Genomic DNA, 13,356 nt, shown 5'->3' with positions numbered 1-13,356 from the left:
GAGGGAGCTTGCTCCCGCTGGGTGGCGAAGTCGCCCCAAGAATCTTGTGAGCGCTTCGCACTGGAGCGCCAGCCCGGCCAAGCGGGAGCAAGCTCCCTCGCCACAAGAGCAGTGCGAATCAGTCGGGTCGATAGGAGAGTAAAACATGGCATTCACCCTGGAGCTGGAAGAATGGGTCGGCAGTGTCTGGCACCGTTTCATCACCCGCCGGGCCAGTGCCGATTTTCCGGAGGCACGGGTCGAGCTAATCCCACGGCAACGCTCGCTGCAGGTGTTGTTTCGGGCCACCGGCGGTGCGCCGCACCTGGGACTGGAAGCGGTCAGTGACCGCGACCTGCTGCTGCGGCGCAACCTGATGCAGCAGATCGCCGGCACCTGCAAGCAAGTGCCCCTGGCCTGGTGCGACGGCGACAATCTGCGCTTGCCGGCGAGCCTGGCCGCGTTCCCCGATGTCGAGCTCAACCAAGAGTTGTATCGCTGGCTGGCCTTGCTGGCCGCGCAGTCAGGACCGATGAAGCATTGGGGCCGGGACAATCAGCGCTGGACCCTGGCGGTGTTGAAGCGCTACCCGGCGCTGCGCCCGCGCTACTGGCGACTGGTGGAGGCGCACCTGTCCCTGCGCCCCGATCCGGCCACGCTCAACCCGGCCGAAGCCGCTGTGGAGCGAGCGTTGTGCCAAGCCTTGCGCGAACCGGGCAGCGTCGAACATTTTCCCCGCAGCGAGCGGGCCGCCTGGCCGCTGCCACTGTGGCTCTACCCACCCCAACACCTGGCCAATCCCCAGGCCGCCAACCTCGAGGAGTCCGAGCAATACCTGGCGACACCGCCCGGCGAACAACAGGGCGGCCGCAAGCGCGCCGAGCGAATCGATGACACCAGCCGTGACGGTGGGCTGCTGATCGTGCGCCTGGAAAACCTGTTCAGCTGGACCGAACATGTCGACCTGGATCGCTGGGCCGACGACCGCGAAGCCCCGGACGCCGCTCGCGTCGCCGAGGACTTGGATCAGTTGACGCTTTCCCGCACCCGCGTGCGCAAGGGCGGTGGCTTGAAACTGCACCTGGACCTGCCTCCGGCCGATGTGGACGATATCCCGTTGGGCGCGGGCATCCTGTTGCCGGAATGGGATTATCGCAAGCACCGCCTGCAGGACGACTTCGTCAGCCAGCAAATTTTCACCCCTCGCGATTGCCAGCCGCAGCCGCTGCCGGCACGCTTGCGGAGCTCGGCCCAGCGCCTGCGTCGCCAGTTCGAACACTTGCGCAACGACCGTCAATGGTTGCGCCAGCAAACCCAAGGCTCGGAACTGGACCTGCAAGCCTGGCTGGATTTTCACGTCGAGCGCCAGCATGGCCAATGCAGCGAACGCGGACTGTTCATGGACCAGCGCCAGACCCGCCGCGACCTGGCCTGCCTGCTGCTGGCCGACCTGTCGATGTCCACCGATGCCCACCTCAACGACGAGCACCGGGTGATCGACGTGATCCGCGACAGCCTGTTGCTGTTCGGTGAAACCCTGTCGGTGCTGGGTGATGACTTCGCGTTGTACGGGTTCTCGTCCCTGCGTCGCCAGCAGGTGCGCCTGCATGAACTCAAGGCCTTCAACCAGCGTTACGACGATCACACCCGCGGACGGATCCAGGGCCTCAAGCCCGGTTACTACACGCGCATGGGCGCAGCGATTCGCCAGGCCACGCAACGGCTGGCGGGCTGCAAGCGCCGGCGCAAATTGTTGTTGCTGCTCAGTGACGGCAAGCCCAACGACCTGGACCTTTACGAAGGACGCTACGGTGTGGAAGACACCCGCCAGGCAGTGCTGGAAGCCCGGCGCCAAGGGTTGACGCCGTTCTGCATCACCATCGACCGCGAAGCGGGGGATTACCTGCCATACATGTTCGGAGCCAACGGCTATACCTTGATTCGCCAGCCCGAGCAACTGCCGCTGCGGCTACCGCAGTTGTACCGGCAATTGACTCAGGATTGAGGGTTCAGGCGATGCTGCGAGGCAGCCAGAAGAACATGACGATGCAGAAGATCGTCAAGGCGATGCAAAACCAGGTGAAGCGCCGAAGCCTGCGCTCGCCGGCCATCGCTGCTTCGGCGGGCAGGGGCATGCCGCACTGGCGACATTCGCTTGCATGGGCGGGATGGACCTGTTGGCAATACAGGCAAGTGGGCTGCGTGCTCATTCGAATTGTTCCAGGCGCAGGCGATCGAGAATGGCGATCTGGCGACCGTCCTGGGTGATGATCTTTTCATCGATCAGGCGTCGGATGATCCGCGAAAAGGTTTCCGGCTGGATGGACAAATGCCCGGCGATCAACTGTTTGGCCATCGGCAGTTCGAACTGACTGTCCACGGTTTGCAGGCGTACGAGTTGCGTCAACAGATAGCGCACCACGCGGTGCGTGGCGTTTTTCAGCGACAGGGTTTCAATCTCGTTGACCCGTTGGTGCAAACGCACGCAGAGCTTGCCGAGCAGGGCGAAGGTCAGCCGGCTGTTGCTTTGCAGCAGACGCATGTAGGTGGCGTTGGACAGCCGATACAACTGGGTCGGGCCGACGGCTTCGGCGGACGCGACGTAGTTGGGCGTGTCCATCAACATCATGGCTTCGGCGAAGGTCTGGCGCTCGCCAATCACTTCGAAGACTTTTTCCTGGCCGTCCGGGGTCAGCCGGTAGATTTTCACCGCGCCGGAAATCACGAAGTAAAACGCCTGCGCCGGCTCTCCCTGGCGGAACAGCGGGTCGCCCCTGTCGATGCTCAGCAGTTGGCTGTTGCTCATCAATTCGTCGAGCTGTTCTTCGTTCAAGGGCTCGAACAGATGATGGCTGCGCAGAATCTGGTGATGGACGCGGTGGAGCACCATGGCGTGGATCCTTGGAATGGCTAAAGAGAAGGGCGGGGTCAGACCAGGCTCAGGGACAGGCCGCTGGCAAGCGCCACGACGCAGGTGAGCACGACGAACCAGGTGAGCGGCAGGACGACGGATTTCATGGAGGACCCCGGCAAAGAAAGGTGATGCCGTGCCTGAGCAAGAGCCGGGCCAGGCTTGGGGGCGTTGATTCCTGGGGGGTTGAGGTTGGGGTGGGTATAAATGACCCTGGTCTGACAGGGTTAAAACAACCATGAAAGGGTCTTAAATACCCCGTTCAGCTACAGTCCCTGTGAGAGCACAATGCGGTACACAAGAAAATGATGGACCTGTGGCGAGGGAGCTTGCTCCCGCTCGGCTGCGAAGCAGTCGTAAATCGGCGGGTGCGGAGTGTCTGATGCCCTGCATTTGGCGGCTTTAAGGGCCGCTTCGCGGCCCAGCGGGAGCAAGCTCCCTCGCCACGGGTTTATTGAACAGCATTACTGAACTCCAACACTGACCCACTTCGGCAAGCCCCTTGCAAGTGCCTGTTCGAGACGGGAGGTCGCCGATGCGCGGGCTTGATCTGAGACAAGGCCGGCCGGTGTCGATAGCCGATCATTCGAACCCTGGTTTGTCGTCCCTCGCTGGCTGTCTGGCGAGGCAAAGGAGTGGTGTATGCAAGTGCTTGACCGTCGCAAAGCCATGGCCATCGCGCCGCTGTGGCGCCTGGCGTTTCGGCCGTTTTTTCTGGCCGGGTGTGTGTTGGCGTTGTTGGCCGTTCCTTTCTGGCTCGCGGCGTTTACCGGGCGGTTGTCGGCCTGGCAGCCGGCCGGCGGCTGGTTGGCCTGGCACCGGCAGGAACTGTTATTCGGTTTCGGCTTGGCGATCATCGCCGGGTTCCTGCTGACCGCGGTGCAAACCTGGACCGGCACCCCGGGGCTCAGCGGCAAGCGCCTGGCAACGCTGGCGTTGTTGTGGCTGGGCGCGCGGCTGGCCTGGCTGGTCGATGCGCCTTGGCCGTTGCTGACGCTGCTGGAGTTGGGTTTTGCCCTGGCGGTCGCGGTGTTGATGGGCGTGACGTTGTGGCGCGTGCGGCAGAAGCGCAATTACCCGATTGTGCTGGTGTTGCTGCTGTTGGCCGCCGCCGACGGGTTATCCGTGTACGGCCTGGTGCAGCACGACGAGGGCTTACAGCGCCAAAGCGTGCTCACCGGCCTGTGGCTGGTGGCGGCCATGATGGGCTTGATTGGCGGCCGCGGGATTCCATTCTTTACCCAGCGCGGCCTCGGTCGGGTCGAGGGCGTGGCCCCTTGGCCGTGGCTCGATAGCCTGTTGCTGGCGGGTGCGGCGCTGGTGGCGTTGTTGTATGCCTTCGGCCCGGCGCTGGTGGCCAGCGTCTGGGTTGGCCTGTTGTTCGCCGCGTTGGCGGTGGGGCACGGGATTCGACTGGTGCGTTGGCATGATCGGGATTTGTGGCGGGTACCACTGCTGTGGTCGTTGCACCTGGCCTACGCTTGGCTGGCGGTGGCCTGCCTGGGCATGGCGCTGTGGCATTTCGGTGTGCCGGTGAGCCCGAGCCTGGCAGTGCACAGCCTGACCATCGGCGCCATGGCCGGTTTGATCCTGGCGATGATTGCCCGTGTCAGCCTGGGCCATACCGGGCGCCCCCTGGAGCCACCGGCGGGCATGACCCTGGCATTCATCCTGCTGAACCTGGCGTGCCTGAGCCGGGTGCTGTTGGTGTTGCTGTTGCCGTTGGCCGGGCTGTGGCTGGCGGCGCTGTGCTGGACGTTGGCGTTCGGTCTCTACGCCTTGCGCTATGGGCCGATGCTGTTGAAGGCTCGGGTGGATGGGCATCCGGGATGAGCCGATTGGGACGAGGGGGGCGATGATGTACGGGGTCTTGCTGGTCACGCACCTGTTGGCGGCCATCGCTTTCATTGGCACGCTGTTTTTCGAGGTGTTCATCTGGCATAGCGCCCGCCGACCCTTGACCCAAGGCGTCAAGGACGCTGCCGACCAGGCCATCGCCCAGCGCTCGCGGCATGTGCTGCATGGCGTCGTGCTGGTGCTTTACGGCGCCGGCATGGCCCTGGCCTGGCAGCATCGCGGCGCATTGAGCCAGCCGCTGGGCAACAGCTTCGGCCTGCTGCTGAGCCTGAAGATCCTGCTGGCGCTGAGCATTATCGGTCACTATTTGTGGCTGGCGTACTGGCTCAAGAGCGGTCGCCTGACGCCGAACCGAGCCTGCTGGCTGCGCCGCAGTATCCTGGGGCACATGGTGCTGATCGTGGTGTTGGCGAAGGCGATGTTCTATTGGCAGTTTTAGAGCCGGAGAGAACAACACTGAACCCCTGTGGGAGCGGGCTTGCTCGCGAAGGCGGCGTGTCAGTCGACACCCATACTGACTGATCCACCGCCTTCGCGAGCAAGCCCGCTCCCACAGGGGTAATGCGGGGGCTGAAAAATCAGCGCGCAGGCTTCATCGCATTGACGAACAACACATTGTTCTCCAGGTGGATGTGCTGCATCAGGTCATCACGAAACTCCACCAGCCCGCGGTACAGGCCGCGCCAGGTGTTGCAGGCGTCGGAGGGCGGGGTGATCTGGTCGGTCAGGGCCAGCATGGTTTCCAGGGATTCACCGTGCTGGTCGTGTTCGTAGCGCAGTACCTGGATCGGCGCCGAGGCGCGTTCGCCCAGGCCTTGTTGCAGCATGGGGAACAGCACCTGTTCCTCCTTGAGCATGTGGCCTTCGAGTTCCTGATACATGTCCTGCAAGTGATCGGCCAGGCCGTTGGGGCAACTGGCCCGGGCGCCATGGACCGTCTCGACGCGCCGGGCCAGGCGGATCAGTTCCGGCAGTTGTTCGCGATGACGCGCGTGGTAGCGTTCCAGGATATGGGCGATCAACAATGCCTGGGGCTCGCTGCGCCAGTCATGGCCCAGCTCCCCGGCCGCTTGCAGGGTGCTGAGGGCGTCGGCGATCAGCAACGGGTTCAAGCCTTTGCCCAGCGCCGCTTCGCGCAAGGATTTTTGCCCACCGCAACAGAAGTCGAGGTTGTAATGATGGAAGGTACGGGTCGCACCGGGAATGTCGCAGGCCAGTTGGCCGAGGCTTTGTTCCAGCAGATCGAGGGTCATCATGTTTCCTTGGGTTGAATCCCGGGAGGGACAGATGAGCGCTTCTTTGCAGCCGGCATGCCAGATTCAACTGATTGAAAACAAAGCACTAAATTATTGACAGGGTGATTGTCACCCTGACTGTGAAGGGTCAAACGAACCCTGGAGGGTCATCACTACCATGCTGCGTGAAAGCCTGGCCGCCGACCTGATCGTCGAGCTGCCCAATGCGGTGCGATTGCAGCGCCTGGTGCAGACCCTGCGCGAGTACTTCAACAGTGGTGCCGTGGGGCTGCTGCGCCTGGACGATGACAGCCTCAGGCCCGTAGCTACCGTGGGCCTGGTCCACGAAGCGCTGGGCCGGCGTTTCGTGATCGCCCAGCATCCGCGCCTGGCGGCGATCATGGCCTCCCGCGAACCCACCTGGTTCGAGCCGGACAGCCGTTTGCCCGATCCGTATGACGGCTTGCTCGACCACCACGTCGGCGAGCCGCTGCCGGTGCATGACTGCATGGGCGTGAGCCTGTACGTGGAAGGCCGGCTCTGGGGCGCGATCACCCTGGATGCGCTGCACGCCGGCACCTTCGACAGCCGCGCCCGGGAGGAACTCAAGCGTTGTACGTTGCAGATCGAGGCGGCGGTGCGGGTCACCCGTCTCGAACAGGAAAACCGTAGCATGCGGGCATCGCGCAGCGACCGGGCCGACCTGCGCCTGCCAGCCGAGGAGGGCGAGATCCTTGGGCGCAGCGAAGGCTTGCAGCAATTGCTCAACGAGCTGGATGTGCTGGCCGATTCCGAATTGCCGGTGCTGTTGCTGGGCGAGACTGGCGTGGGCAAGGAGTTGTTCGCCCGGCGGCTGCATCGCCTGTCCCGGCGCGGTCATAAGCCATTGGTGCAGGTCAACTGCGCGGCGCTGCCCGAGTCCCTGGCCGAAAGCGAGTTGTTCGGCCACGTCAAAGGCGCGTTTTCCGGGGCGACCACCGACCGCGCCGGACGCTTCGATGCGGCCAATGGCGGCACGCTGTTTCTCGATGAGGTCGGTGAGTTGCCGTTGAGCGTGCAGGCCAAGTTGCTGCGCACCTTGCAGAACGGCGAGATCCAGCGCCTGGGTGCGGACAAGCCGCTGCACGTCGATGTGCGGATCATCGCCGCCACCAACCGGCATTTGCCCGACAGCATTCGCGATGGGCTGTTTCGCGCCGACCTGTACCACCGGCTTTCGGTCTACCCGGTGCCGATCCCGCCGCTGCGCGAGCGCGGCCACGATGTGTTGATGCTGGCCGGGCACTTCCTCGAACTGAACCGCACGCGCCTGGGCTTGCGCGGCTTGCGCCTGTCACCGGCGGCCGAACAGGCGTTGCTGGCGTACAGCTGGCCTGGCAATGTGCGCGAGCTGGAGCATGTCATCAGCCGCGCGGCGTTGAAGCAACTGAGTCGTGGCGCCAGTCGCAGCCTGATCATGACCTTGGAACCGCAGGTGCTGGACCTGGATGTCAACGCCAGTAGCGCCTCTGCACAGGCGCTGCCGGAACAGGCCCTGCAAGCATTGGAGGCGCCCGTGCAGCCCTTGAGTGAGGCGGTTGACGGTTGCCAGCGCCAGGCGATCCTCAAGGCTCTGGAACGCTGCGGGCAGAACTGGGCGGGGGCGGCTCGGTTGTTGGAGGTTGACCCGAGTAACCTGCATAAACTGGCGCGACGGTTGGGGCTTAAGTAGTCATTTACCTGTCAGAACGGGTTACCTTCATCGCGAGCAAGCTCGCTCCCACAGGGATCTTGTGAACACAGCAGATCACCTGTGGGAGCGAGCTTGCTCGCGATAGCGCCTTTCAACTCACCACAAGAACCGCCATTGACAACGATCAAGGCCAACCACCGCAGTCGACTCCACACTGGCCCAAACCCACAGTGGATATCCCCTCATGCCTCTTTCCCTGGCCAACATGCGCCGCCAGTACACCCGCGATGGCCTGGACGAAGCCCAGGCACCAGACGATCCCCTGGCCCTGTTCGCGCTCTGGATGCAACAGGCCCGCGCTACCGAAAGTCCGCCCGTGGAAGCCAACGCCATGGCCCTGGCGACGGTGGACGCCCAGGGCCGGCCTCACTGCCGGGTGTTGTGGCTCAAGGGTTTCGACGCCCAGGGCTTTTCGTTTTTCGGCAACTACGACAGCCTCTAGGGCCAGGACCTGGCGGCCAATCCCTGGGCCGCCATGACGTTTTTCTGGCCGGGGCTGGAACGGCAAGTACGCATCGAAGGACCGGTCCACAAGCTTGATCCGGCGCTGTCGGACGCCTATTTCGAATCCCGTTCCGTAGGCAGTCGCCTGGGCGCCTGGGCGTCGCCACAAAGCCGTCCATTGCCGGATCGGGCCGCGCTGGAAACCTTGCTGGCCCAGACCGAACAACGCTTCGCCGAGCAACCTGTGCGGCGACCTGGGCATTGGGGCGGCTATTGCCTGCAACCGCAGCGGCTGGAGTTCTGGCAGGGCCGCGCCGACCGTTTGCACGATCGCCTCGACTACCGCCGGCAGGATGGCGCCTGGCAGCGCAGCCGCCTGGCACCCTGACGCCAAGGGAGGTACCTCCAAGGAGGAATAGGCCCGGCAACGATTGCGGTTCAGGCTGGGCCATCTTTTCTGACAGGACGGCTGATCATGGCCCATCTGACGCAACGCCACTTTCAACCGCTGAACAGCGCGGTCCTCCCCATCAGCGACACCCGCACCTTTGACACCGACACCTCGGGCCAGACCCTGGCGGATCTGCTGCAAACCGCTGGGCACGCGCTCGTTGACCGGGGGCTGGTGAAGGACGATATCTACCAGATCCGCGCCCAGGTCTCCCAATGGATCGCCGACCCCAAGGTCCAGGTGGTGTTGATGACCGGCGGCACCGGTTTCACCCCGCGGGACAACACGCCCCAGGCGGTGGCACCGTTGCTGGACAAACAGGTGGACGGTTTTGGCGAGTTGTTCCGCCAGGTGTCGCTGGCGGAGATCGGCATGTCCACCCTGCAATCGCGCGCCTTGGCGGGCATGAGCAATGGGGTGCTGGTGTGCTGCTTGCCGGGTTCGCCGGGGGCGTGCCGGACCGGTTGGGAGCAGATCCTCGCCGGGCAATTGGACAGCCGCACCGGCCCGTGCAATTTCACCCCGCACCTCAAGCCCCAGGGCGGCATCGCCCCGACGGCGTGCGAGACGCGCTCGTGAGCGGCCGGGTGTGCGACAGCGGCGTGCTGATGCCGGTGGATGAAGCGATCCGGCATCTGCTCGACCAGGCGCCGCCGCCACCGCCCGTGCAACGGGTCGGCCTGGACCAGGCCCTGGCGCGTGTGCTGGCCGCTGACATTATCTGCCCGATGAACCTGCCGGCCTGGGATAACAGCGCGATGGACGGTTATGCCCTGCGGGCTGCCGACCTGCCGGAGGAGGGCGGCTACCTGCTGTTGGCCGGGCGCATCGCCGCCGGTGACCAGCCGGGCGAAGCGTGGCAGGCCGGGCAGGCCGGGCGGATTTTTACTGGTGCGCCGCTGCCACCGGGTGCCGACACGGTGGTGCCGCAGGAAAGCTGTCGCGTCGATGGCGAGCGGGTCTGGTTGCCGTCGGTCAATGGCGGCGACCATGTTCGCAAGGAAGGCGAGGAACTGCGTCGAGGCGACCGGCTGCTTGAAGCCGGCACGCGCTTGCGCGCCCAGGAGTGGGGGGTGCTCGCCGGTGCCGGCGTCGGCCAGGTGGACGTTTATCGCCCCCTGCAAGTGGGCTTGCTCAGCAGCGGCGATGAGCTGCGCGAACCGGGCGAGCCACTGGCGCCAGGACAGATCTACAACAGCAATCGCCTCAGCCTCGCCGCCCTGTTGCGCGGTTGGGGGATCGAGGTGCACGACTTCGGGGTCATGCCTGACCAGCTCTTGGCCAGTCGACAGGCATTGCGCCTGGGCGCTGCCGAATGCGATGTGCTGATCACCTCGGGCGGTGTCTCGGTGGGTGAAGAGGATCACCTCAAGCACGCTATCGAAACCTTGGGCAGCATTGACCTCTGGCGCCTGGCGATCCAGCCGGGCAAGCCCCTGGCCTTTGGCGATGTGGAAGGCAAGCCTTGGATCGGGCTGCCGGGCAACCCGTCGGCGGCGTTGATTACCGCGCTGATCGTCGTGCGGCCGTTCCTGTTCCGGGCCCAGGGCATGAGCGACGTGTTACCTGTGCCGTTGCAGGTGCCGGCCGGGTTCGACTGGCTCAAGCGCAACCGGCGCCGGCAATACCTGCGAGCCCGATTGGTTGCAGGCATCGACGGCCAGTTGTGTGTCGAACTGCATCCCCAGCAAAGTTCAGCGATGCTGACCGCGGCCTGTTGGGCCGATGGCCTGGCAGTGGTCGAGCGTGAGGCGCTGGTGCACAAGCACGACCGGGTGCTGTATCTGCCGTTCGCGAGCCTGATGCATTGACGGCAATTGATTGCCGTCAAGGTCGCCGCCGGCTGGCTGGCTAGACTGGCGGCGCCCTTAGTTTTCTCACGAGGTTGCCCCCATGCAACTGGTTTGCCCGGCAGGGAATCTGCCTGCCCTCAAAGCGGCGGTGCGCCAAGGCGCCGATGCCGTCTATGTCGGCTTTCGCGATGACACCAATGCCCGGCATTTCGCCGGGCTGAACATGGACGACAAGCAGTTCGACGCGGCCGTCGCGCATATCCGCCAGCACCAACGCAAGCTCTACGTGGCGGTCAATACCTACCCGCAACCCAAGGGCTGGGAGCGCTGGCAACGGGCCGTGGACCGTGCCGCCGATTTCGGCGTGGATGCCCTGATCGCCGCCGATCCCGGCGTGCTCAGCTACGCCAGCCAGCGCCATCCTCGGTTGGCGCTGCACCTTTCCGTACAAGGCTCGGCCACACACGCAGCCGCCCTGGCTTTTTACGCCCAGCGCTACGACATCCGCCGTGCGGTACTGCCGCGGGTGCTGTCCCTGGCCCAGGTGCGGCAGGTGGCGGCGGGCAGCCCAGTGCCGATCGAAGTCTTCGGTTTCGGCAGCCTGTGCATCATGGCCGAGGGCCGTTGTCATTTGTCTTCCTACATCACCGGCGAATCGCCGAACCTGTGCGGCGTCTGTTCGCCCGCCAAGGCCGTACGCTGGAGCGAAGACGCCCAAGGCTTGAGCGCACGCTTGAGCGAAGTGCTGATCGACCGCTACACCCCTGAAGAACCGGCCGGTTATCCGACCCTGTGCAAAGGCCGCTTCCTGGTCGGCGGCAAGCGTTTCCACGCCCTGGAAGAACCCACCAGCCTCGACACCCTCGACCTGCTGCCGGAACTGACGGCCATCGGCGTTGAAGCGGTGAAAATCGAAGGCCGCCAACGCAGCCCGGCCTACGTCGAGCAAGTGACCCGGGTCTGGCGCGCCGCACTGGATGCCCACCAGGCCGCGCCGCAACGGTTTCGCGTGCGGGAAGAATGGCGCCAGGTGTTGGCCGGTTTGTCCGAAGGCAGCCAGACCACCCTGGGTGCCTACCATCGATCATGGCAATGAAGGAGGCCAGATGAAACTCAGCCTGGGACCGGTCCTGTTTTACTGGGACAAAGCGCAACTGGGGAATTTCTACGCCGAGATGTCGGCCTTGCCGCTGGACGTGATTTACCTGGGGGAAACCGTGTGTTCGAAACGCCGGGCGTTCTCCCTGGATCAGTGGCTGGGGTTGGCGCGCGAGCTGCAAGCGTGCGGCCAGGCACAGATTGTGTTGTCGAGCCTGACGCTGATCGAAGCGGCCTCGGAGCTTTCTTCGCTGCGCCGCCTGTGTGACAACGGCCAATTGTTGGTGGAAGCCAACGACATGGGCGCGGTGCAGTTCATGGCCGAACGCAAGCTGCCTTTCGTTGGCGGCCCGGCGCTGAACTTGTACAACGGCCACGCCCTGGGGCAATTGCTCGACAGCGGCATGATCCGCTGGGTGCCGCCCGTGGAGTGCTCGGCGGCGCTGATCGGCGACGTGCTGGAGCAAGTGCGGGACATGGACCGCGAAGTGCCCGAAGTGGAGATTTTTTCCTATGGGCATCTGCCCTTGGCGTACTCGGCGCGCTGCTTTACCGCCCGGGCCGAGAACCGGCCCAAGGACGACTGCCAGTTCTGCTGCATCAACTACCCCGACGGCCTGGCGTTGAGCAGCCAGGAAGGCCAACAGTTGTTCACCCTCCACGGTATCCAGACGATGTCCGGCGAGGTCACGAACCTGCTGGCCGATTACACCGCGCTGCAGGCCTGTGGTGCCGACGTCCTGCGCCTGAGCCCGCGCGCCCAAGGCATGGCCGAGGTGGTCACGGCTTTCGACAAGGTTCGCCAGGGCGAAGCACCGCCGTTGTTCGTGGAAGGATGCAATGGTTATTGGCACGGCCATGCCGGCATGTTGAAGGGAGAGGAGGCGGGCCTGTGTTGAGTCCGAAGAAGTGGGTGCTCAAAGGTGCTGATCGCTTGCTGCCGCGGGTGGGCAAGGTGCCGTTCGTGGTGCAGCGACTGGCGTTGCAGCAGGCGCTCAATCGCTGCCTGGCCGAGCCGTTGCGCGACGGTGGTTGCGATGTACTGCGTGGGCGCTGGTTGTGCCTGCGGGTGCCTGACCTGAAGTTGTGTTGGTACCTGACCCTGGCCCGGGATGGATTGCGCATCGCCGAACGGGCCGAGGCCCAGGTCACCATCAGCGGCAACTGGCGTGAGTTCCTGTTGCTGGCCAGCCGTCAGGAGGATCCGGATACGTTGTTCTTTCGTCGTCGGTTGGTGATCGAGGGGGACACCGAGTTGGGGCTGGCGTTGAAGAACTTGATCGACAGTCTTGATCCGGAGGTGTTGCCGCCGTGGCTTTGGCGCAATCTGGAGCGGGCGGGGAAGGGGTTGGCGGCGGTCTGATGAAAGCTTCGAACGCGCTTCCCTTGGTGTATTCGTGTTCCGGTTGTTCCAATGTGGCGCAACTGGCCAATACCGTTGCGCTGCGGCTGGATCGTGCGGGGCTGGCTGAGATGTCCTGCATTGTCGGGGTGGGCGGGGGTGTGGCGCCGCTGGTTGACAAGGCGCGCTCAGGGCGGCGGATCATTGCGTTGGATGGTTGTTCGTTGCAGTGCGTCCGGGCGTGTTTGCGGCAGCATGAATTGCTGGCGGATGTGCATGTGATTCTGAGTCAGCTGGGGTTGCGGAAGCGGTTTGGGGTGGACTGCGGTGAGCCCGAGATGGAATTGGTATTTTCTCGGGTGATTGCCTTGATTGATGTGGGTTAGAGATGGATCCCCTGTGGGAGCGAGCTTGCTCGCGATGAGGCCGGCGCATCCAACCTCTTCACTGACTGAACCACCGCTATCGCGAGCAAGCTCGCTCCCACATTCGGTCTTCAGTGGCCCCAGAATTT

At 64.3% G+C, this 13,356-nt stretch carries 13 protein-coding genes and 1 pseudogene; 11 read left to right on the top strand and 3 right to left on the bottom strand.

Features of this window, described 5'->3' with window-relative positions:
- Nucleotides 1-145: 145 nt before the first annotated feature.
- Nucleotides 146-1,984 (top strand): nitric oxide reductase activation protein NorD, encoded by a 1,839-nt coding sequence (locus HGO40_RS28645; protein WP_250965787.1) that lies wholly within the window; start codon nt 146-148, stop codon nt 1,982-1,984.
- Nucleotides 1,985-1,988: 4 nt separating this feature from the next.
- Here the strand turns inward: HGO40_RS28645 and HGO40_RS28640 are convergent, their stop codons facing one another.
- Together HGO40_RS28640 and HGO40_RS28635 are read right to left on the bottom strand one after the other, a co-directional pair.
- On the bottom strand, nt 1,989-2,189 hold the full coding sequence (locus tag HGO40_RS28640) for a protein DnrP (protein WP_250965786.1): 201 nt from the start codon (nt 2,187-2,189) through the stop codon (nt 1,989-1,991).
- Entirely contained in the window at nt 2,186-2,869 is a 684-nt protein-coding gene (locus HGO40_RS28635) for a Crp/Fnr family transcriptional regulator (protein ID WP_186705769.1), read from the bottom strand. The genes HGO40_RS28640 and HGO40_RS28635 overlap by 4 nt, the downstream gene beginning before the upstream one ends.
- 663 nt (nt 2,870-3,532) lie before the next feature.
- Here HGO40_RS28635 and HGO40_RS28630 point away from each other — a divergent pair.
- Both HGO40_RS28630 and HGO40_RS28625 read left to right on the top strand, forming a co-directional pair.
- On the top strand, nt 3,533-4,723 hold the full coding sequence (locus tag HGO40_RS28630) for an NnrS family protein (RefSeq protein ID WP_250965785.1): 1,191 nt from the start codon (nt 3,533-3,535) through the stop codon (nt 4,721-4,723).
- A 25-nt stretch (nt 4,724-4,748) separates the two neighbouring features.
- Nucleotides 4,749-5,186 (top strand): hypothetical protein, encoded by a 438-nt coding sequence (locus HGO40_RS28625; protein WP_250965788.1) that lies wholly within the window; start codon nt 4,749-4,751, stop codon nt 5,184-5,186.
- 139 nt (nt 5,187-5,325) lie between these two features.
- Here HGO40_RS28625 and ytfE read toward each other — a convergent pair whose 3' ends face one another.
- Nucleotides 5,326-6,000, bottom strand: coding sequence for an iron-sulfur cluster repair protein YtfE (gene ytfE / locus HGO40_RS28620; RefSeq protein ID WP_250965784.1), 675 nt, complete (start codon nt 5,998-6,000; stop codon nt 5,326-5,328).
- 160 nt (nt 6,001-6,160) lie between these two features.
- On the opposite strand from ytfE, the gene norR reads away from it, so the two are divergent.
- The 8 genes and pseudogenes from norR (at nt 6,161) to HGO40_RS28580 (ending at nt 13,228) form a co-directional block, all read left to right on the top strand.
- A complete protein-coding gene (gene norR, locus HGO40_RS28615) occupies nt 6,161-7,693 on the top strand; it encodes a nitric oxide reductase transcriptional regulator NorR (protein ID WP_250965783.1) in 1,533 nt (510 codons plus the stop codon).
- A 205-nt stretch (nt 7,694-7,898) separates the two neighbouring features.
- Nucleotides 7,899-8,546, top strand: a pseudogene (gene pdxH / locus HGO40_RS28610) (pyridoxamine 5'-phosphate oxidase).
- Nucleotides 8,547-8,633: 87 nt separating this feature from the next.
- Nucleotides 8,634-9,188 (top strand): molybdenum cofactor biosynthesis protein B, encoded by a 555-nt coding sequence (gene moaB / locus HGO40_RS28605; RefSeq protein WP_250965782.1) that lies wholly within the window; start codon nt 8,634-8,636, stop codon nt 9,186-9,188.
- Nucleotides 9,185-10,420, top strand: coding sequence for a molybdopterin molybdotransferase MoeA (locus HGO40_RS28600; protein WP_250965781.1), 1,236 nt, complete (start codon nt 9,185-9,187; stop codon nt 10,418-10,420). The genes moaB and HGO40_RS28600 overlap by 4 nt, the downstream gene beginning before the upstream one ends.
- 82 nt (nt 10,421-10,502) lie before the next feature.
- Entirely contained in the window at nt 10,503-11,498 is a 996-nt protein-coding gene (gene ubiU, locus HGO40_RS28595) for a ubiquinone anaerobic biosynthesis protein UbiU (RefSeq protein WP_053119545.1), read from the top strand.
- Nucleotides 11,499-11,508: 10 nt separating this feature from the next.
- Nucleotides 11,509-12,399, top strand: a complete 891-nt coding sequence (locus HGO40_RS28590; RefSeq protein WP_250965780.1) for a U32 family peptidase — start codon at nt 11,509-11,511, stop codon at nt 12,397-12,399.
- On the top strand, nt 12,393-12,863 hold the full coding sequence (gene ubiT, locus HGO40_RS28585; protein WP_250965779.1) for a ubiquinone anaerobic biosynthesis accessory factor UbiT: 471 nt from the start codon (nt 12,393-12,395) through the stop codon (nt 12,861-12,863). Before HGO40_RS28590 ends, ubiT begins: the two co-directional genes overlap by 7 nt.
- Nucleotides 12,863-13,228, top strand: a complete 366-nt coding sequence (locus HGO40_RS28580) for a putative zinc-binding protein (protein WP_186705778.1) — start codon at nt 12,863-12,865, stop codon at nt 13,226-13,228. The genes ubiT and HGO40_RS28580 overlap by 1 nt, the downstream gene beginning before the upstream one ends.
- Nucleotides 13,229-13,356 lie beyond the last annotated feature (128 nt).

It is taken from the genome of Pseudomonas sp. CG7, assembly GCF_023701885.1.
Taxonomy (GTDB): Bacteria; Pseudomonadota; Gammaproteobacteria; order Pseudomonadales; family Pseudomonadaceae; genus Aquipseudomonas; species Aquipseudomonas zanjanensis.
The sequence above is the reverse complement of the archived record's forward strand: the minus strand, read 5'-3'. Positions and strand labels throughout refer to the sequence as shown.

Bases quoted from the DNA above. Each gene is read 5' to 3' on its own strand.
- HGO40_RS28635 (WP_186705769.1), bottom strand. From the start codon at position 2,869: ATGGTGCTCCACCGCGTCCATCACCAGATTCTGCGCAGCCATCATCTG.
- HGO40_RS28625 (WP_250965788.1), top strand. From the start codon at position 4,749: ATGTACGGGGTCTTGCTGGTCACGCACCTGTTGGCGGCCATCGCTTTC.
- ytfE (WP_250965784.1), bottom strand. From the start codon at position 6,000: ATGACCCTCGATCTGCTGGAACAAAGCCTCGGCCAACTGGCCTGCGAC.
- HGO40_RS28630 (WP_250965785.1), top strand. From the start codon at position 3,533: ATGCAAGTGCTTGACCGTCGCAAAGCCATGGCCATCGCGCCGCTGTGG.
- moaB (WP_250965782.1), top strand. From the start codon at position 8,634: ATGGCCCATCTGACGCAACGCCACTTTCAACCGCTGAACAGCGCGGTC.
- HGO40_RS28590 (WP_250965780.1), top strand. From the start codon at position 11,509: ATGAAACTCAGCCTGGGACCGGTCCTGTTTTACTGGGACAAAGCGCAA.
- HGO40_RS28645 (WP_250965787.1), top strand. From the start codon at position 146: ATGGCATTCACCCTGGAGCTGGAAGAATGGGTCGGCAGTGTCTGGCAC.
- HGO40_RS28640 (WP_250965786.1), bottom strand. From the start codon at position 2,189: ATGAGCACGCAGCCCACTTGCCTGTATTGCCAACAGGTCCATCCCGCC.
- ubiU (WP_053119545.1), top strand. From the start codon at position 10,503: ATGCAACTGGTTTGCCCGGCAGGGAATCTGCCTGCCCTCAAAGCGGCG.
- HGO40_RS28580 (WP_186705778.1), top strand. From the start codon at position 12,863: ATGAAAGCTTCGAACGCGCTTCCCTTGGTGTATTCGTGTTCCGGTTGT.
- norR (WP_250965783.1), top strand. From the start codon at position 6,161: ATGCTGCGTGAAAGCCTGGCCGCCGACCTGATCGTCGAGCTGCCCAAT.